Here is a 17,507-nt window from a genome sequence, read left to right as displayed (position 1 = left end):
TGGCGGTCAGCGGGCCCGGGGCAGGACGCGCCTCAGATACGCGGCGTTGGTGGCGCCCACACTCAGGCCGTCACCGCCGTAGTGCTCGACCACCAAGGTGCCACCGAAGCCGTGGGAGATCGCGTAGCGGACCGCGGCGCGGTAGTCGATGACCCCCAGTTCGAGGGAGGTGGGGTGGGTGAGGACGGTGCCGGTGGCCGGGTCCTCCAGACGGGCGTAGTTCTTGACGTGCCAGTAGTTGGTGCGGGGCGCGGTCACCGAGACCAGGTACTCCCAGGTGTCGACCGGCCGTTGCGCGCGCAGCAGGTTGCCGAGGTCGGGATTGAGCCCGACCTTGTCGTGGCCGATGTCGTCGAGGAACCGGACCGCTTCGTCGGCGCTGCCCAGGTAGGTGCCCTCGTACAGTTCCAGGGAGAGTTCCACCCCGGCATCGGCGGCGTGGTCGCCCAGCTCCCGGAAGAGACGGACGGCCAGTGCGCGCACCTCGGGGTCGGCGGACGGGGGCACATCGCCGCCCGGGACCGTCCAGAACCACAGCGCCCGGCGCTGCTCCGGGCTCAGGGTGTCATGGAGTCCGAGGCATACGACGTCCGTCCCGAGGGCGGCGGCCGCGTCGATGGTCCGGTGCGAGAAGGCGAGGTTGTCTCCCCCGCGCTCCGGGTGCAGCACGCTGCGCCGGACGACGCCGACACCGGGTACCGCGAGCCCGGCGTCGTCCAGGACGTCGCGCAGCGCGGTCAGCCGGGATCGGTCCAGGTCGCCCAGGGGCAGCCAGGCGGTGGACAGTTCCAGCTGGGTGAACCCCTCGTCGACGACGGGCTGGAGGAGGCGGCGCCACTCGCCGGGCTCCAGCTCCGCCACCGGGGTGCCGTCCGCCGCGTGCGGCGGGAACTGGAGCATGGCGGCGGCGATCGGCCAGTCCCGCGGCGCGTGCGGCACGGGGATGCGGGACGGTACGGCCAGGGACGGCCGCTCGGTCCGGGCGGGGGTGCGGGGTGCGGGGGTACCGGGTGCGGGCGCCGCCGGGGGCGCCGGGGTCTCAGCCAATGCGAAGACCCCCGTTGATGTTGTAGGTCGCGCCGGTGATGTACCCGGCTTCCTCGCCGAGGAGGAACTCGATGAGCGCGGCGACATCATGTGTCGTACCGAGCCGCCCGACGGGGAGCTGGGCCAGGAACGCGGGTTTGCGGTCGTCGGTGATCCGGCCGCCCATGATGTCGGTGTCGATGGTGGCCGGCGCGACCACGTTGACCGTCACCCCCCGTGGCGCCACCTCCAGCGCGAGCGCGCGGCTGAACGCCTCGATCGCGCCCTTGGACGCGGCGTACACGGACTTGCTGTAGGTGCCGCCGCCGTTCTGCATCGCCGTCGAACCGAGGCTCACCACCCGGCCGTAGCCGCGTTCGGCCATGCCGGGCACGATGCGCCTGCTCACCACAAACGTGCCGGTGGCGTTGGTCCGCATGACACGTTCCCAGGTGGCGAGGTCCGCTTCGAGGAACGGCACCGGCGAGCTGACGCCCGCACCGTTCACCAGCGCCGCGACGGGCGGCAGTTCCGCCTCGAAGGCGGAGACGGCGGCATGGAGGGAGTCGGGGTCGGCGATGTCCGCGACCGCGCCGACCGCGGGGACACCGTGCTCGGCGCGGAGCGCGGCCGCGGCCTTCTCGACCTCCGCGTCGATGTCGAGCAGGCCCAGCCCCCAACCCGCGGACGCCAGCCGCCCCGCCAGCGCGCGGCCGATGCCCCGGCGCGACGCCGCTCCCGTGATGACCGCCGTACGGCGGCGTCCGACGTTCTCCGTCATGTCCTGTCCCTCTCGTCCTCGTTGTCACCACAGGCCCGCGTACCGGGCCAGGTGCCCGCCGGGAAGGGGCCGTTGACCGTCTCGCGGGGCTGCCGACCATGGCTCACCGCGATGAGCGACGCCGTCACGCTCGCCGAGACCGCGGCGGTGTACTGGTCCGTCCAGCACAGGGAATGCGGGGCGAGGACGACGTTGTCCAGCGCGGTCAGCAGGCTGTCCGCGGCCAGCGGCTCCTCGGTGAACACGTCCAGGCCCGCACCGGCCAGCCGGCCGTCCGACAGCCGCGCGATCAGCGCCTCCTCGTCGACCACCACACCGCGCGACACGTTGATCAAACGGGCGGTCGGCCGCATCAGCGCGAGTTCCCGCTCCCCGATGAAGTGCCGTGTGCCGGGGTTGGCGGCGACCGTGACGATCACGTAGTCGCTCACCGCCAGGACCTCGTCCAGCGGGCGGAGTTCGATGCCGATATCGGCCGCCTCCCGGCCGCGGTCGCCGCGGTTGTACCCCAGCACGCGCAGCCCCTGCGCGCGCAGCCGGCGCGCGGTCTCCAGTCCGATGCCACCGAGCCCGACGATGCCCGCCGTCGCGCCGATCAGCCCCGAGCCACGCCACCGGGCGCGCTCCGCCCACCGTCCCTCCCGCACCAGCCGGTCCTTGACGACCAGCTGGTGCGACAGGGCGTACAGCAGGGCGACCACGGAGTCGGCCACCGGGCGGCGCACCGCGTCGGGGGTATTGGTCACCAGGACACCGCGCCGGGTGCAGGCGTCGGTGTCGACGGCGTCGAAACCGGCTCCGAACCGTGCGATGTGCCGCAGCCGCCCCGACGCCGGTATGGACGCTTCCGTGACCCGCTCGGGCCCCAGTACGAGGAGAGCGTCCGCCCCTTCCAGTTGGTCGGCCCGCACCTCCTCGGCCTCCTCCTCCAGCACCCGCCACGCCAGTCCGGCGTCGGTGAGCCGGGAGAGTCCGATATCACCGAATACGGTGCTCCCGTCCGGCTGGGCATAACCTCGTGTGACCACGACCTGATAAACCACGACGGCCTTTCTCGGGGATCGGGAGATCGGGGAACCTCCCTCCGAGCGTAGGCACGCGGATCCGCTGGAAAAAGGCGAAGAGGGATTCCGCATGGCGGCATCACAATTGCCGATGGAAGGGTTCAGGAGGGCGTAAGCGGGATGTGTGCGGCCCTCGGTGAAAGGCATGCGAATATGACGGCCCCGGATGGTCCGGCCGCCGTGATATTCGCATGCCGGACCGGCCGGCATTCCGGTGTCACCGGGCGCCGGCCGGTGGGGTCAGCGCGCTGTCATCGCCATGGAGAGGCCGTCGATGGCCTCGACGTCGGCCGGGGACAGCGTGAGGCCGACCGCGGACAGGTTCCGCTCCATCCGGTCGCGGTGGGCGGATTTCACGGTCACCGCGACCCGGTGGCACAGGTTCCAGGCCAGGACGATGTCGCGCGCCGAGCGGTCGTACCGCCGCGCGATGTCCACGAGCACCGGATGGTCCAGATCGGTGCTGCGCAGCGGGCTGTGGGCGCTGAGCACCACTCCGCGGCGGCGCATCGCCTCGGCGAAGTCCGGGTCGTGGTCGCCCGGCCCCCACTGCACCTGGTTGACGGCCGGGTACACCCCGGTCTCCTCGTGCAGGGCGTCGATGAGCGCCAGCGAGTAGTTGCTCACCCCGATGGCCCGTACCAGGCCCTCCTCGCGGGCACGGACGAACTCCCGCCAGCTGGTGACGCCCGGATATCCCCCCGGCGGCCAGTGGATCAGCCACAGGTCGAGGTAGTCGCAGCCCAGCGCGGCAAGGCTCCGCTCCAGCGTCAGCCGTTCCCTGCCGACCTGGTCGGGCGGCATCTTGGTGGTCACGAACAGGTCGGAGCGGGGCAGGTCGGTGGCCGCGAGGGCCGCTCCGACGGCCGCCTCGTTGCGGTAGCGGGTGGCGGTGTCGACGAGCCGGTAGCCGACCGAGAGCGCGGTCAGCACGGCCTCGGTGGCCTGGTCGCCACGCATCGGATGGGTGCCGAAGCCGATCAGCGGCATGGCGCGGCCGCCCGCGTCGGCCGTGGGCACCCCGTCCGCTCCGGGCGGGAGGGTCGTGTCCATGACGGTTTGCCTCCTATGGTTCACACGGTCGGCAAGGCCGCGCCCTCGCGCGGGCCGTACCGTCGTGGCGGTTCGGTGGGTCAGTACAGTTCGACGAGGCGCAGCGGCGTCCCCGCCCGCGGCTCCGCGCCCGAGGCGGTCACCACGACGGTCTCCGCCAGTTCGACCGCGCCCCGGCCGGGCACCGGGACCTCGGTCCGCACCCCGAGCACCATGCCGGGCTCCGCGATCACCGCGCTGTCGGGCGGCAGCGGCGGCGACGCCCCGCCGCCGCGCAGCCCGACGATCCGGCAGGCCGCCGGGTGCTCACCGGTCTCGCGCTCGAACGCGGCACAGCCCTCGCGCAGCGGGGCGCCCGGTCGCAGCGCCGCCAGCAGCGCGGCCGTCGCGGCGGCACACGCGTCGCCGGCGGTGCGCAGCGGGCCGTTGGCCCGGCTGAGCACGGCGGTCGCGGCGGCGTACCCCGCGACCCCGTTCAGCAGCGGGTGCAGCACATAGCGGAGCGGGGTGGTGGCGGTCAGCCGGGCGGTGCCGGGGTCGTGGCCCCGGACGGTCACCAGGTCTGAACCGGCCGCCCCGGCCGCGCCGTACGGGTCGTACCACCCCAGCAGGCCACCGGCGCGGCGGATCGACCGGTCGACGTTGCCCGACAACTCCCGTACGTCCATGCCGACGTGCAGATGGTCCATGACCGCCGTATAGCCGACGGCGGCGACCTCGGCGGCGGCGGCGAACGCCGGGAGCTCATCGGGCCGGCAGCAGGCCAGTTCGGCGAAGACCAGGTCGGCGGCGGGGCGCAGCCGCACACCCGAGCCGCCGGCCTGCCCGAAGATCTCCCACGGCAGACCGGCTTCCGCGCCGACCACCCCGTCCCCGACACCGGCCGCCCGCAGCACGGCGTCGACCGCGGCGGAGAGGTCGCCGACCGCGGTGGCCACCGTGCCGTCGGTGGTGAGCAGGACGGCGGTCGCGTCGGCGTGGCCGGGAGCCGCCCCCAGCACGTACCGGCGCCCCCCGGGCGAGGTCAGCAGCAGGGCCGTGAAGCCCGCCTTGTCCAACTGTCCGCGGAGTCTGTCGAGTCCGGCTCCGGCCTGGTGCGTGGCCGCTGTCGCCACGAGACCACCGTCCTTTCGGAAAATGTGTGGTGAGCGGTGTGCTGTCCAGCTGATGACGCCCTCAGCGCTTGAGGGGTTCGAAGGCCGTCTCACGGATGCGCAGCGCGGTGAATCCGGCGACGGCGGAGGTCAGCACCAGGTAGATCGCGGGAATCCAGATGCTGCCGGTCGCGGCGATGAGCGACGCCACCAGCAGGGGAGCCGCACCGCCGAAGATCGCGGTGCCGAGGTTGTAGCCGACGCCGTAGGCCACGGTGCGCACGCGGGTGGGGAACAGCTCCGCGAGCGTCACCTGCATCACGCCGTTGGTGCCGGCGAAACACACGGACATGAGCACCGCGCCGACCACCGCCGTGGCGAAGGAACCCCGGGTCAGCAGCCAGTAGCAGGGGAAGCCGATGACGACCATGCCGAACGCCGAGGTGCTGAGCATCTTCTTGCGGCCCACCCGGTCCGACAGCCGTCCGGCGAGGAGCACCGCGAATATGCCGACGGCCAGCATGATGGCCGTGACGAGCAGCCCCTCCACGGCCGAGAAGTGCATCTCGTTCTTCATGTACGACGGCATGTAGATGAAGAGGACGAAGTAGCCGGAGCTGTTGAGCAGCGGCAGCACGATGGTCAGCCCCATCGCGCGAAGGATCTCGGGAGAGGTGACCGCCTCCTTCAGCGGGGAGCGGGTCACCTCGCCCTCCTCCTCGGCCTCGACGAACTCCGGCGACTCGTCCGACAGCCGCCGTACGACCAGACCCACCACACCGAGCGGCAGGGCGAGCAGGAACGGCAGCCGCCAGCCCCACGCCTCCATGGACGAGGTGCTGAGCGTCGCGGTGAGCACGGCGGCGAAGAGGGTGCCGAGCAGCATCGCGATGAACGTGGCGGCGTTGGCGTAGCTGACCACGCGCCCCCGGCGCCCCTCACCGGCGTGCTCGGCGAGGAACGAGTTGCCGTTGCCGGGCTCGCCGCCCATCGCGAAGCCCTGGACGAACCGCAGCAGCACCAGACCGATCGGTGCCCAGACGCCCGCCGCGCCATAGCTCGGCAGGGCGCCGACCAGGGCGGTGGACAGGCTCATCAGGGTGATGAGCACGAGCAGGACACGTTTGCGGCCTATCCGGTCCCCCCACGACCCGGCGACCGCGGCGCCCACCGGCCGGAAGAAGAACGGGATGGCGAAGGCAACGAAGGTCAGCAGGACACTCGTGGTGGGAGCGTCGCTGGGGAAGAACACCACCGCGAGGGTGCCGGCCACGAAGCCGTAGACGGCGTTGTCGTACAGCTCGATGAAGACACCGACGAGACCACCGATGATGGACACCTTCGTCGCCCGGGGGCCGGTCGGGGACGTTGGGGCGAGCGGCGGAGCCGCGGAGACCTTGCTGTTCACGGGCACTACCTTTCACGAAGGTGACGTCGTCGTCACCTGAAAGTTGACGCCGGCCGACCGGTCATCGGGACCAACCCGCTCCATGGCTCCTCGAGAAAAGCCCGGACGCTGCCCGCGCTTTTGCGGTGCGGCGGGTCACCGGCACCAGGTACGCTGGCCCGTCATTATTTCCTCGGTATTGCCGGTGGGTATACCTCGGCACATGTCCAACTGGGCTTCCTATGCCGCCATCGCGGATTCTTATTTCTGTCGGCCGCGAAGTGCCTCCCGCGGTCCTGTTATTTCTCAGCGGCGCAGCAGGGACACCGAATGCGCGAGCCCCGCCACGGCTTCTCGAATGGTGTCGGAGGACAATGCGAAGCTGGCCCTGAAATGCCCCGGGCAGCCATAGGAGTCCCCCGTGATCACCACGACTCCGGAGGTCTCCAGGAAGTGCTCCGCGAGATCGGCGTCGGAGGTCATCCGCGTACCCGAGGGGGTCACGGCGCCCGTCAGCGCGGAGGCGTCCGTCCACACGTAGAAGCCGCCCTCGGGAACCGCCGGGCGCAGCCCGTCGATCGCGGCGAGCCCGGAGACGAGCAGGTCCCGGCGCTCGGTGTAGACGGCGACCGTGCGGTCGATGAACTCCCGTCCGCCGTCCAGGGCGGCGACCGCGGCCGCCTGGCTCACCGAGGACGGACACGATGAACTCTGCGACTGGAGCGTGCCGAGCGCCGCGCACAGCCGGGCCGCGCCGGCGCCGTAGCCGATCCGCCACCCGGTCATGGCGTACGCCTTGGACACGCCGTTGACGAGGAAGACGCGTTCCCGAAGGTCGGGGGCGACGGTCACGGCGCTGGGGACCGGCCGCGTACCGAAGTTGATCTCGTCGTAGATCTCGTCGCAGAGGATCGACAGGTGCGGGTGGGCGCGGACGACGTCGGTGAGCCCGCGCAGCTCCTCCTCGCTGTAGACCGCGCCGGTCGGGTTGTTGGGCGTGTTCAGCACGACCCATTTCGTCCGCTCGGTGATGGCCGCGCGCAGCCGGTCCGGGGTGAGCTTGTACCCTTCCCCGGCCGTGGTGCCGACGATCACGGGGCGCCCGCCGTTCACCGAGACCATGTCCGGATAGGACACCCAGTACGGGGCCGGGACGATCACCTCGTCGCCCTCGTCCAGCGTCGCCATGAAGGCCAGGAAGATGAGCTGCTTGGCGCCGCCGCCGACGCAGATCTCGTCCGTCGCGTAGGACTGCCCGGTCTTCCCCAGCAGACGGGAGGTGATCGCCTTCTGAAGCGCGGGCGTGCCGTTCGCCGAGGTGTATTTGGTCTCACCCGCGCGGATCGCGGCGACCGCCGCGTCCTTCACATGGTCCGGGGTGTCGAAGTCGGGCTCGCCGATGGTCAGCGGGAGGACCTTGCGGCCCTCCGCCCGGAAGGCCCGCACCCGGTCCGCGACCTGGGAACTCGGGGACTCCTTGACGCGCGACATCCGTTCGGCGGGGGCGGGCCCCGGGAGGGTTTCGGAAAGGGGCATCCCTTTTCTCCTTCGATGGTGGGAGGGGTCAGCGGAGTTCCGCGAAGGCGGTGCGCGCCCGCAGTGCGATCCGGTCCAGGAGCCGTCGTCGCTCCAGGTAGGCGGCGGTGGCCGCGGCGGCGGTCGTCCGGCGGAAGCGGATCTGCTGCCCCGGCCTGAGCTGCGCCGCGTTGTCCAGTGCGCGCGAGGTGAGCACCGCGAGCACCGGGTATCCCGCGGTGATTCCACGGCCGCGCATCAGGACGAGCAGTTCATCGCCCGCCGGAGCCTCGACCGCCCCGATCGGCACACCGCGGGACAGCACCTCGCCGGTGACCGAACGCTGGGGCACATGCCCGGCCACGCGCAGCCCGACGTGGTCGATGCGCGGGGTGACCGTGTACCGGGAGTCGTACAACCGCTGGAGTCCCGGGCCGAATTCGGCGGCATCGGGCCCGTCGACCGCGTCGAGCACCGCGGACACACGGCCGACGTCGCGGGGAATGCCGAAGTCGAACACGGTGGCGCCGAAACGCCGGTTGACCAGCGGTGGGTGAGAGCGGAACAGGGACAGGCAGGTGCCGGAGGTGACATGGGTGCCGAACCCGATCATCGAGTCCGGTGCGCAGCTTCCCATCAGCCGGGGAACGTCGAAGGACCCGTGCACGGCCACGTAGGCGCGCAGCCCGGCGTCGGAGATGCCCACCCGCACCTTCTCGCCCGCGCGCACCGACAGCGGTGCCCAGGCCGGGTGCGACCGGCCGTCGACGGTGGGCTCGGCGGGCGCGCCGGTGATGGACATCAGGACGTCATGGCTGGGGCGGAGGGTGACACCGAAGCCGGTGGCCTCGATGAGCGGGGCCGTGGGCGCGTTGCCGACCAGCGCGTTCGCGGCGCGGGCGGCGAACTGGTCGAGCGCGCCGTTGACGGCCAGGCCACGCGCGGGACCCGCGACCCGGCCGAGGTCGGTGACCACGCACGCCGTCGCGGACTCGACCCGCAGCTCGGGGCGGTCAGCCATCGTGGCGGGGCACCATCGCGACGCCGAGCAGGTCGGCGTAGCCGGCCTCGTCGATCGGCAGGAACCGCACCCGGTCCCCCGGCCGGTACGGTACGACGGTGTCGAGGTCGGGGTGGCCGTCGGTGTCGGGGTGGGTGCCGGTCCCGGCGTGGCTGTCGGTTCGCAGGATGTCCAGGGGGGTGCGTCCGATCTGCCGCCAGCCGCTCGGCGCGGCGACGGGGCCGATGACCGCCTGCCGGCCCGCGACGGAGACCGCGCCCGGCGGCACCCGCAGCCGCGGGGTCGCCAGCCGCGGAATGGGCACGTCGAAGTCGGGTCCGTCCATCATGGCCGACGCGGCCGGGCCGCCGAGGCAGCGGATGAGATGCTCCTTGGCACAGACGAGGTCGATGACCTTCGGCACCGGCCGGCCGACCACCTCGGCGACCCATTCCAGGTCGGGACCCGCCTCGCCGCCGAACAGCACCGGCACGTCGAGGACGGCGCCGGCGCTCTCCTCGTGCTCGCCGGCCGTGGTGTCCCATGCGCGGATGTGCGCGGCGATCAACTCCCCCGTCGTGTGGTACGGGTCGAATTCCACGAGCACCGCGTCGTAGGTCGGGACGGCCGTCACCGAGGGGCCGATCACACCGTGGTTGAGCCATCCCGCGAGCCGGTGCACGGCCGCCCACACCCGGTCGGTGTCGGCACCGTCGACGGTGACGCGGAGAGCGGCGTCGCCACACGGCGAGATGGCGACCGTGGTCGCTGTCCACGTGTCCGTCATGCGGCCCGCGCGCCCAGCACCTCGTCCAGCGACGCCAGGTGGACACCTGCGGCCCGGAGTTCGCCACGGATGCGTGTCGCGAGCTCCAGCGCCGCGGGACCGTCGCCGTGCAGCTGCACACAGTCCGTGCGCACCGGTATGTCGGTGCCGTTCCGGCTGGTGATGACTCCTTCGGTCACCATCCGCACGGTCCGGCGGGTGACCTCGTCCGGGTCGTGGAGCACGGCTCCGGGCTCGGATCGGGACACCAGTGTGCCGTCGTCCTCGTAGGCGCGGTCGGCGATGCCCACCATGGCCATCCGCAGACCGCGCTCGCGCGCCACGGCGGCCATCTCGCCCTCCTGCATGAGGATCACCAGGGACGGGTCGAACGCCTCGACCGCGTCCGCGACCGCCTCGGCGTAGTCCCGCCGGGTGACCACGAGGTTGCCCAGGCGTCCGTGCGGTGCCAGGTGCCCGACGCGGGTGCCGTGCGCACGGGTGAACGCGGCCAGCGCCCCGATCTGGTACAGCACATCGGTGCGCACCTCGTCCGGAGTCAGGTCCATCGCCCGGCGCCCGAAGCCCACCAGGTCGGGGAAGCTGGGGTGTGCGCCGACGCCGACGCCGCGCTCCACACAGGCCCGTACGGTCGCGTCCATGACCCGCGGGTCGCCCGCGTGAAATCCACACGCGACATTCGCGGAGGTCAGCAGTTTCAGCAGTTCGGCGTCATTGCCCATGGTGTAGGCCCCGAAACTCTCTCCGAGATCGGCGACCAGATCGACGACAGGCACGTGAGGCTCCTTTCCTGCCGGTTCGGGACGGCGCCGAACCGCGTCCGGCGCTCGTATCAACAGGTCCGAACAGGGACCGTGTCCAGGTCAGACGCTAGATCCGGCGGGGTCAGGACAGAAGGTCACATCACGAAGCCCCATGGCCGCATAGGCGATCGCGATGGGTGCGCACGGCGTCGAGGGCGATCCGCACCCCCACCACCTGTGACACCGCTCCCGGCGCGTCGACGCCGGGTCGGGTGAACCGGCGGCCACAGAAACCTTAACGAGGCGCCACACACACATACTTCTTGTCATATCTTGAGGGAATGAGTTCACATGACCTGGAGTCCAAGCCTCCGACTCCGCTGGTGGAGAAGATCGACAGCGCGCTCGCGGTCCTGATCATCGTCGGTATCACGTTTGGATCGTTCTGGCTGATCTCAGGGCTCACCTCGTCCTACATGGTGCTCTTCACCTGACACCCCCGCTATGAACCTCGATCTCGCGTGAGCGCCTGCCGACGGGGCCGGCAGGCGCTTCGCCTTCCGCGGCGGGTGAAGGGCAGGCCGAGGGCCGGGCGTCACTGCCGGCGCTTGTCGTTCTACGTCAACAGGTGGTCGAGGCAGAGGTTCAGCCCTGCCTCCAGATGTTCCGCGGAGCCGGTGGAGAGCAGAACGGTGACACCGCCTTGTACGGCGGCGATCACGGCCGCGGCCGTACGGTCGGGATCGAGGGCCGGATCGGCTTCACCGGCCGTTTGCGTGGCCTCGATACCGGCGCGCACGCACTCTTGCCACCGTCGCACCAGTTGCGCCGATACGGCCTGCGCGGCCGGGCTGTACCGGCCCACGTCGGCGATCAGCACCCCGAGCGGGCAGTGCAGCCCCTGGTCGCGGTAGCGCTCGACGATGAGGTCACGCCACGCCTCCCATGCCGCGCGCGAGGTGAGCTCGCTCAGGTAGGGCTCCTGATCATCGAAGACACGTTCGGCTTCGAGCTCGGCGACCGCGAGCAGGAGCTGCTCCCGACCATCGGGGAAGTAGTAGAACATCTGCCCTTTGCCGGTGTCGCTGCGCCGGCATACGTCATCGAGCGTGGTGGCGTTCGTGCCGCGTTCCCGGATCTCGGCCGCGGCGGCTTCGACGATGCGCAGACGGGTCGCGGCGCCTTTCCTGGTGGTCACGGGCCAAAGTGTACTTGCAGGTACATTTTTTGGAACATACCTTCGGCCGCATGAGAGCGATTGTTGTCAACGAGGCAGGAGGACCGGAGGTGTTGGAGCTGCGCGAGCGGCCGGCACCTCGTCCGGGTCCGGGAGAAGTTCTGGTGGACGTTCGCGTGGCGGGTGTGAACTTCTTCGAAACCGCCCTCCGCAGGCAGGCCCTGGTCGAGGTGCCGGGCGCGGAGGGCGCAGGCGTGGTGGCGGAGACGGGCGAGGGCGTGCACGGGTTCGCCCCGGGTGATCGGGTCGCGTGGCTGACGAATAGCCACGGCAGCTACGCCGAGCAGATCGTGCTCCCGGCGGACGGCGTCGTCCCGGTGCCCGACGCCGTCGACGACGAGACGGCCGCGGCCCTGCTCGTGCAGGGCCTGTCCGCCCACCACTTCGCCACCGTGTCCCACCCGGTGCGACCGGGGGATGTCGCGCTGGTGCACGCGGCCGCCGGCGGGGTCGGGATGTTGCTCACCCAGATCGTCAAGGCGCGCGGCGGCACCGTGATCGGTCTGGTGTCGCGACCGGAGAAGGTCGGGTCCGCCGCCGACGCGGGCGCCGACCACGTCCTGGTCTCCACCGGTGACGCGTTCGTCGAGCCGGTGCGCGAGCTGACCGGCGGCGAGGGTGTGCATGTGGTGTTCGACGGCGCCGGGGCGACCACTTTCGCCGCGTCGCTGCGAGTACTGCGTACCCACGGCACGATGGTGTTCTACGGGCCGCTGATCGGCGATGTGCCGACCATCGCGATGAACGACATCCCCCGCAGCACCCGCCTCACCTACCCCGTGACCGAGGACCATGTCCGCACACCCGAGGAACTCAGGGCGCGCACGGCCGAGTTGTTCGCGCTCGTCGAGAGGGGCGAGCTGATCGTCCGGATCGGTGGCCGCTACCCGCTGGCGGAGGCGGCAAAGGCCCACGCGGACATCGAGTCGCGTACGACCACCGGGAAACTGCTGCTGTTCCCGTGACCCATGACCCGTGCCCCGTACCCCATGACGGTGGCCGGTAGTGCGCTCTCGGGGGGCGGCGGCGCCGGGATGAGCCGAGAGGGGCCGCGAGCTCAGAAGAGTGGCCAGTTGCGCAGGGCGGCGTCGGCCATCTCCTGGAGTTCATCGCGGCCGACACCGCTCGCGGCTTGTACGGCGATGCCGTAGGCGAAGGTGGTGACATAGCGGGCCAGTAGCCCCGGATCGGTCTCCGCGGGCAGGTCGCCGTCGTCGACGGCCCGCTGGAACCGCTCCCGGACGCGGGAGTAGCCGTCGTTGCGCCAGGCGACGAGGAGGTCACAGACTTCCTGCCCGGAGTCGCTGGCGGTCAGGGCGCCCTGGACGCCCAGGCATCCGCGGGGACTGGCCGGGCGGGTGGTGGTCCGAACGGTGCCGGCCAGGATCGCGGTGGCGACACCGAGGGCGGTCGGCTCCTCCATGGCCCGGGCCAGGTAGGCGCTCGGGCCTTCGCTGTAGCGCTCCAGGGCCTTGCGGAACAGCTTCTCCTTGTTGCCGAAGGCCGCGTACATGCTGGTGGTGGAGATGCCCATCGCGTTCGTCAGGTTGGCCGTGCTGGCTCCCTCGTAGCCGTGCTTCCAGAAGACCAGCATGGCGCGCTCGAGAGCTTCGTCGGCGTCGAATCCTCGCGGTCGGCCGATGGGGCCGTTCTGTTTCGTCTCCACTCCCCCAGCCTACCTCTTTTGCGGCGATCGCTACAGAAGTGCTACGTTCGATTTCCGCAGCGATCGTTACATAAGTCGAAAGGCCCGCTCACATGGGACTGCTTGAGGGAAAGACCGCTCTCGTCACCGGGGGCAGCACGGGGATCGGCCTGGCCAGCGCTGTGCGGCTGGCGGCCGAGGGAGCGCATGTGTTCATCACCGGCCGGCGTAAGACGGAACTCGACGCGGCCGTCGAAACGATCGGCTCGGCGACCGCCGTGGTCGGCGACATCGCGGACCTGGCCGATCTGGACCGGCTCTACGAGGCGGTCCGGGACCGTGGACAGGGCCTGGACGTCCTGTTCGCGAACGCCTCCGTCGCAGAGTTCGTGCCGCTGGAACAGATCACCGAGGAGCACTTCGACACACTCTTCGGGATCAACGTTCGGGGCACGCTGTTCACCGTCCAGAAGGCGCTGCCTCTGCTCAACGACGGCGCCTCGGTAATCCTGAACGGCTCCACCAACGTGGACGTCGGCGACGAGGCGTTCGGCGTGTACGCGGCCTCCAAGGCCGCCACCCGGTCCTTCGCCCGGACCTGGGCCAATGAACTCAAGGGCCGCGGCATCCGGGTCAACGCCGTCACGCCCGGCCCGACCGACACCCCCGGCCTGTCGGGACTCGCTCCCGATCCGGAGCAGGCCGCCGGTCTGCGACAGCACCTGGCGACGCAGGTGCCGCTGGGTCGGCTCGGGCGCCCGGAGGAGATCGCCGCCGCCGTGGCCTTCCTCGCCTCCGGGCAGAGCAGCTTCATCACCGGTTCGAGCCTGTATGTCGACGGCGGCCTGAACCAGATCTGAGAGACGGAACCGCCCCCGATCGACTGCCGCCATCGGTCTCGAGTGATTACCCAGCAGCCCCATAGAAGGGTCACCCTCATGTCCGACAGTGATTTGCGCGCGTTCTACCTCCGCTATGTCGAGGCGCTCAACGCCCACACGTTCGACGGTATGGAGGAGTTCATCAACGACCGGACCACTTTGAACGGTGAGCCGGCCACCCGGGACGACGTCATCGCGGTTCAAAAGCATGACGTGGATGCGGTTCCGGACCTCCACTGGGAGCTCAAGGAACTGCTCTTCGACGGCGACCGGCTGGCCGCGCGTGTGGTCAACACGGGTACTCCGGTGAAGGAGTGGCTCGGTGTGGCTCCCACCGGCGCCTCGTTCGAGATCGTCGAATACGCCATCTATCGGGTCCGCGACGGGCGGTTCGCGCATATGACCGCGTTGCACGATGCCGGCGAACTCCGCCGGCAGCTGGCCGGCTGATACCAACGGCCCATTCTCGGCACATAATTCGGGAGGATACGCATGACCGTTACGCTGATGCCGGGTATCAAGTTCAACGCGGTCGAGCCCGGTACCACCGCGACCGACCTGACCGCGGCATTCGGAATCGGAAGGACGCCGGAGGAGAGTGCCAGGGTCGTCGTGCGTTTCGCGACTCTCGGCGCGGAGGGTCCGACAGGGACTTTCCAGGACGAAAACGGGGAAGTTCCGTGGTAGACAAGACCATGAACGATGAAGCGTCGGCTCAGCGACATGAGACCGTCCGGGAGTACTTCAGGCTAGTGGATCGGGGAGACCCGAGCTTGGCCGATATCTGCACCGATGACGTTGAGTTGTACTTCCCCAAGTTCGGGTTCGGACACGGTAAAGCCGCTATCGCCGAGTTGGCCCGGCGGCTCGACCTCGAACATATCGAACATGACATCGAAGGCTTGGACATCATGACGAGTGGGGATCGCGTGATCGTCGAAGGTCGCGAGAGGGGTACCACTCGCGACGGCCAAGCGTGGCCCGACGGAAGAATTTCCCAAGGTCTGTTCTGCAACGTGTTCACGTTCCGGGGCCGCCTGATCAGCAAGATCCACGTCTATACGGACCCGGACTTCACCAGCAGTCACCAAGAGAAGGTTCAGCAACTCCACCGCGGCTGACCCTCATGGTCTCCTGGCCTCGATTGTTCATGACGGCCCGCCAGTTCGACTGGCGGGCCGTCTCTCTTCCCCCGTCACCGCCTTAGATATGAAACGATTCATATAGGACGCCAGTAGCAGCTGTCAACGGTGCGGTTCTCCGGCACTGCGCCAGGTGATCGACCGGACGCTCGGACGCGGCCATCCCTCCATGGCCATGCGGACCACTGGGCCGACATCTCTTGACGGCCCCTCGTGCCCGTTCTACAGTCCCGGTGAAATCACCCCTTAAAACGTTCTAATGGGCTCGGCGTACGGGCGTCATATGAACGCCGCTCCTCGCCGCTCTGCCAGTAGGCATCCAGCGCCCGGGGAACCACAAAGGCGTCCGGGCGGCGCACACGCGACCACCAGCGACCAGACCGTCCACCCCTCTGTTCTCAGGCGTGACGCGTACGGGGAACCCAAGGCGTCGCGGTCCAGTAACCGAACAGTCCGGCCGGTCCACCGGCTCGGACCGGATCCGCCAGCTACTGATGAGGAGCCACCCGTGCCCACGGACATCACCGTGCTCGATGCAGCGGGACTGCCCCGTACGCGATTCCGGAAGACGAGGATCGGCCTGGTCGCAGGTGGTCTCGCCGCTTACTGGCCGCAGTTCCCGGGGCTGCTCGAGCAGCTCCAGGAATCGGCTCGCGAGGTCGGTGAGCGATTCAGCGGCAAGGGCTGCGAAGTCGTCGACGTCGGCTTCGTCTCCGACGCCCAGGAAGCCACCGGTGCGGCGGACCGACTGCGCGCGGCCGACTGCGACCTCATCGTCACGTTCCTGACAACCTATCTGACGGCTTCGATGGTGCTGCCGATCGCCCAGCGCAGCCAGGCCCCTGTGCTCGTCATCGATCTCCAGCCGACCGCGTCCATGGACCACGCCGCCTTCGACACCGGCAAGTGGCTCGCCTACTGCGGTCAGTGCCCGCTCCCGGAGATCGCCAATGTCTTCCGTCGGGCCGGGATCCCCTTCCGGTCCGTATCGGGGCACCTGCGCGACGACAACGCCTGGAAGCGCATCGACCGCTGGATCCGCGCCGCCGACGTGCGTGCCGCCATGCGGCACGGCCGGCACGGCCTCATGGGGCACCTCTACCCGGGCATGCTCGATGTCTCCACCGACCTGACCCTGGTCTCCGCCCAGTTCGGCTCGCATGTGGAGGTCCTCGAGGTGGACGATCTACGGGTACGCGTCGCCGAAGTGACCGAGCAACAGATCAACGAGCGCGTGGCCGTCGCCCGCAAGGTGTTCACCTTCGACGAGTCCGTCCTCGACGAGGACCTGCGCTGGGGCGCCAAGGTGTCGGTCGGCCTGGACCGCCTGGTCGACGACTTCGCCCTGGACTCCCTCGCCTACTACCACCGGGGCCTCGACGGCGAACTGCACGAGCGGCTCGGCGCGGGGATGATCCTCGGTGCATCGCTGCTCACGGCGCGCGGCATCCCCGCGGCCGGGGAATTCGAACTGCGCACCAGCCTGGCCATGCTGATGGCCGACCGCCTGGGCGCGGGCGGATCCTTCACCGAACTGCAAGCCCTGAACTTCGAGGACAACGTCGTCGAAATGGGGCACGACGGCCCCGCCCACCTCGCCATCAGCAGCGCGGACCCGCTGCTGCGCGGCCTGGGCGTGTACCACGGCAAACGCGGCTGGGGCGTCAGCGTGGAATTCGACGTCCAGCACGGCCCCGTCACCACGTTCGGCCTGGGCCAGGAGACGGACGGCACGTATACCGTGATCGCCTCGGAGGGCGAGGTCGTCCCCGGCCCGCTGCTGCGGATCGGCAATACCACCTCACGCGTCGACTTCGGCTGCGACCCCGGCGAGTGGACCGACACCTGGAGCGCCTCTGGCATCGGCCACCACTGGGCGCTGTGCGTCGGGCACCGGGCCAAGGACCTACAGGCGGTGGCCGACCTGCTCGATCTGCCGTTCGTCCACGTCAAAGTGTGAACCGCCCGCTGCGCGGCTGACACGTCAGCCTTCGCCGGGTGTGCCCCTATGACTTTCGTCAAGGAGTGGTCGGGGTTGGCTGCCGGCAGAAGCATAGCTGGTCTACCTGCACGCATGGGACGACTATCAGCACCACACCCTGACGCTTCGAGGCCACCGGCCACGGTCGCGGCTGGGTCGACGGCGAGCCGG

At 70.0% G+C, this 17,507-nt stretch carries 19 protein-coding genes; 7 read left to right on the top strand and 12 right to left on the bottom strand.

The features are described 5' to 3' along the window. Window positions 1-6 precede the first annotated feature (6 nt). From AB0E24_RS31220 to AB0E24_RS31175, 10 genes are all read right to left on the bottom strand, one after another. Window positions 7-1,047 carry a sugar phosphate isomerase/epimerase family protein gene (locus AB0E24_RS31220; RefSeq protein ID WP_347231547.1) on the bottom strand — a complete coding sequence of 347 codons (1,041 nt, stop codon included), beginning with the start codon at window positions 1,045-1,047 and terminating at the stop codon, window positions 7-9. Then, entirely contained in the window at window positions 1,040-1,807 is a 768-nt protein-coding gene (locus AB0E24_RS31215) for an SDR family NAD(P)-dependent oxidoreductase (protein WP_359382019.1), read from the bottom strand. The genes AB0E24_RS31220 and AB0E24_RS31215 overlap by 8 nt, the downstream gene beginning before the upstream one ends. Next, on the bottom strand, window positions 1,804-2,850 hold the full coding sequence (locus AB0E24_RS31210) for an NAD(P)-dependent oxidoreductase (RefSeq protein ID WP_359382016.1): 1,047 nt from the start codon (window positions 2,848-2,850) through the stop codon (window positions 1,804-1,806). The genes AB0E24_RS31215 and AB0E24_RS31210 overlap by 4 nt, the downstream gene beginning before the upstream one ends. Before the next feature lie 261 nt (window positions 2,851-3,111). Beyond that, window positions 3,112-3,924 carry an aldo/keto reductase gene (locus tag AB0E24_RS31205; RefSeq protein ID WP_359382013.1) on the bottom strand — a complete coding sequence of 271 codons (813 nt, stop codon included), beginning with the start codon at window positions 3,922-3,924 and terminating at the stop codon, window positions 3,112-3,114. A gap of 80 nt (window positions 3,925-4,004) precedes the next feature. After that, window positions 4,005-5,039 (bottom strand): M24 family metallopeptidase, encoded by a 1,035-nt coding sequence (locus AB0E24_RS31200; protein WP_359382010.1) that lies wholly within the window; start codon window positions 5,037-5,039, stop codon window positions 4,005-4,007. 61 nt (window positions 5,040-5,100) lie between these two features. Beyond that, entirely contained in the window at window positions 5,101-6,426 is a 1,326-nt protein-coding gene (locus AB0E24_RS31195; RefSeq protein ID WP_359382007.1) for an MFS transporter, read from the bottom strand. A 285-nt stretch (window positions 6,427-6,711) separates the two neighbouring features. Continuing rightward, window positions 6,712-7,941: an aminotransferase class I/II-fold pyridoxal phosphate-dependent enzyme gene (locus AB0E24_RS31190; protein ID WP_359382004.1), complete on the bottom strand. Its 1,230-nt coding sequence runs from the start codon at window positions 7,939-7,941 to the stop codon at window positions 6,712-6,714. A 28-nt stretch (window positions 7,942-7,969) separates the two neighbouring features. Beyond that, a complete protein-coding gene (locus AB0E24_RS31185; protein ID WP_093703025.1) occupies window positions 7,970-8,941 on the bottom strand; it encodes a 5-oxoprolinase subunit C family protein in 972 nt (323 codons plus the stop codon). After that, window positions 8,934-9,707 (bottom strand): 5-oxoprolinase subunit B family protein, encoded by a 774-nt coding sequence (locus AB0E24_RS31180; protein ID WP_359382000.1) that lies wholly within the window; start codon window positions 9,705-9,707, stop codon window positions 8,934-8,936. Before AB0E24_RS31180 ends, AB0E24_RS31185 begins: the two co-directional genes overlap by 8 nt. Then, window positions 9,704-10,429, bottom strand: a complete 726-nt coding sequence (locus AB0E24_RS31175) for a LamB/YcsF family protein (protein WP_231981714.1) — start codon at window positions 10,427-10,429, stop codon at window positions 9,704-9,706. Before AB0E24_RS31175 ends, AB0E24_RS31180 begins: the two co-directional genes overlap by 4 nt. Before the next feature lie 362 nt (window positions 10,430-10,791). Here AB0E24_RS31175 and AB0E24_RS31170 point away from each other — a divergent pair, with 362 nt between their 5' ends. After that, the gene (locus AB0E24_RS31170) at window positions 10,792-10,944 is read left to right on the top strand and encodes a hypothetical protein (protein WP_167459976.1); all 153 of its coding nucleotides are present in this window, start codon (window positions 10,792-10,794) and stop codon (window positions 10,942-10,944) included. Window positions 10,945-11,066: 122 nt separating this feature from the next. On the opposite strand, the gene AB0E24_RS31165 is transcribed toward AB0E24_RS31170, so the two are convergent. Next, on the bottom strand, window positions 11,067-11,648 hold the full coding sequence (locus tag AB0E24_RS31165) for a TetR/AcrR family transcriptional regulator (protein WP_069868331.1): 582 nt from the start codon (window positions 11,646-11,648) through the stop codon (window positions 11,067-11,069). A 50-nt stretch (window positions 11,649-11,698) separates the two neighbouring features. Between AB0E24_RS31165 and AB0E24_RS31160 the strand changes: the two genes are divergently transcribed. Then, the gene (locus tag AB0E24_RS31160; protein ID WP_102936121.1) at window positions 11,699-12,652 is read left to right on the top strand and encodes a quinone oxidoreductase family protein; all 954 of its coding nucleotides are present in this window, start codon (window positions 11,699-11,701) and stop codon (window positions 12,650-12,652) included. Window positions 12,653-12,744: 92 nt separating this feature from the next. On the opposite strand, the gene AB0E24_RS31155 is transcribed toward AB0E24_RS31160, so the two are convergent. Further along, window positions 12,745-13,353, bottom strand: coding sequence for a TetR/AcrR family transcriptional regulator (locus AB0E24_RS31155; protein WP_174884217.1), 609 nt, complete (start codon window positions 13,351-13,353; stop codon window positions 12,745-12,747). Between the two features lie 92 nt (window positions 13,354-13,445). Between AB0E24_RS31155 and AB0E24_RS31150 the strand changes: the two genes are divergently transcribed. From AB0E24_RS31150 to AB0E24_RS31130, 5 genes are all read left to right on the top strand, one after another. Continuing rightward, entirely contained in the window at window positions 13,446-14,192 is a 747-nt protein-coding gene (locus AB0E24_RS31150) for an SDR family oxidoreductase (protein WP_102936123.1), read from the top strand. A gap of 78 nt (window positions 14,193-14,270) precedes the next feature. Continuing rightward, window positions 14,271-14,663: an ester cyclase gene (locus tag AB0E24_RS31145; RefSeq protein ID WP_359381992.1), complete on the top strand. Its 393-nt coding sequence runs from the start codon at window positions 14,271-14,273 to the stop codon at window positions 14,661-14,663. Between the two features lie 42 nt (window positions 14,664-14,705). Beyond that, complete coding sequence (locus AB0E24_RS31140) at window positions 14,706-14,900, top strand: Rossmann-fold NAD(P)-binding domain-containing protein (RefSeq protein WP_370685054.1); 195 nt, start codon at window positions 14,706-14,708, stop codon at window positions 14,898-14,900. Next, entirely contained in the window at window positions 14,894-15,334 is a 441-nt protein-coding gene (locus AB0E24_RS31135) for a nuclear transport factor 2 family protein (protein WP_217489643.1), read from the top strand. The genes AB0E24_RS31140 and AB0E24_RS31135 overlap by 7 nt, the downstream gene beginning before the upstream one ends. A 529-nt stretch (window positions 15,335-15,863) precedes the next feature. After that, window positions 15,864-17,315, top strand: a complete 1,452-nt coding sequence (locus tag AB0E24_RS31130; RefSeq protein WP_197710375.1) for an L-fucose/L-arabinose isomerase family protein — start codon at window positions 15,864-15,866, stop codon at window positions 17,313-17,315. The last annotated feature ends 192 nt before the right edge of the window (window positions 17,316-17,507 follow it).

It is taken from the genome of Streptomyces malaysiensis subsp. malaysiensis (genome assembly GCF_040653035.1).
GTDB classification, from domain to species: Bacteria; Actinomycetota; Actinomycetes; order Streptomycetales; family Streptomycetaceae; genus Streptomyces; species Streptomyces malaysiensis.
The sequence above is the reverse complement of the archived record's forward strand: the minus strand, read 5'-3'. Positions and strand labels throughout refer to the sequence as shown.

Excerpts from the sequence above, each read along its gene's own strand:
- AB0E24_RS31160 (WP_102936121.1), top strand. The coding sequence starts at position 11,699 with ATGAGAGCGATTGTTGTCAACGAGGCAGGAGGACCGGAGGTGTTGGAG.
- AB0E24_RS31180 (WP_359382000.1), bottom strand. The coding sequence starts at position 9,707 with ATGACGGACACGTGGACAGCGACCACGGTCGCCATCTCGCCGTGTGGC.
- AB0E24_RS31205 (WP_359382013.1), bottom strand. The coding sequence starts at position 3,924 with ATGGACACGACCCTCCCGCCCGGAGCGGACGGGGTGCCCACGGCCGAC.
- AB0E24_RS31185 (WP_093703025.1), bottom strand. The coding sequence starts at position 8,941 with ATGGCTGACCGCCCCGAGCTGCGGGTCGAGTCCGCGACGGCGTGCGTG.
- AB0E24_RS31150 (WP_102936123.1), top strand. The coding sequence starts at position 13,446 with ATGGGACTGCTTGAGGGAAAGACCGCTCTCGTCACCGGGGGCAGCACG.
- AB0E24_RS31215 (WP_359382019.1), bottom strand. The coding sequence starts at position 1,807 with ATGACGGAGAACGTCGGACGCCGCCGTACGGCGGTCATCACGGGAGCG.
- AB0E24_RS31145 (WP_359381992.1), top strand. The coding sequence starts at position 14,271 with ATGTCCGACAGTGATTTGCGCGCGTTCTACCTCCGCTATGTCGAGGCG.
- AB0E24_RS31140 (WP_370685054.1), top strand. The coding sequence starts at position 14,706 with ATGACCGTTACGCTGATGCCGGGTATCAAGTTCAACGCGGTCGAGCCC.
- AB0E24_RS31190 (WP_359382004.1), bottom strand. The coding sequence starts at position 7,941 with ATGCCCCTTTCCGAAACCCTCCCGGGGCCCGCCCCCGCCGAACGGATG.
- AB0E24_RS31175 (WP_231981714.1), bottom strand. The coding sequence starts at position 10,429 with ATGGGCAATGACGCCGAACTGCTGAAACTGCTGACCTCCGCGAATGTC.
- AB0E24_RS31170 (WP_167459976.1), top strand. The coding sequence starts at position 10,792 with ATGAGTTCACATGACCTGGAGTCCAAGCCTCCGACTCCGCTGGTGGAG.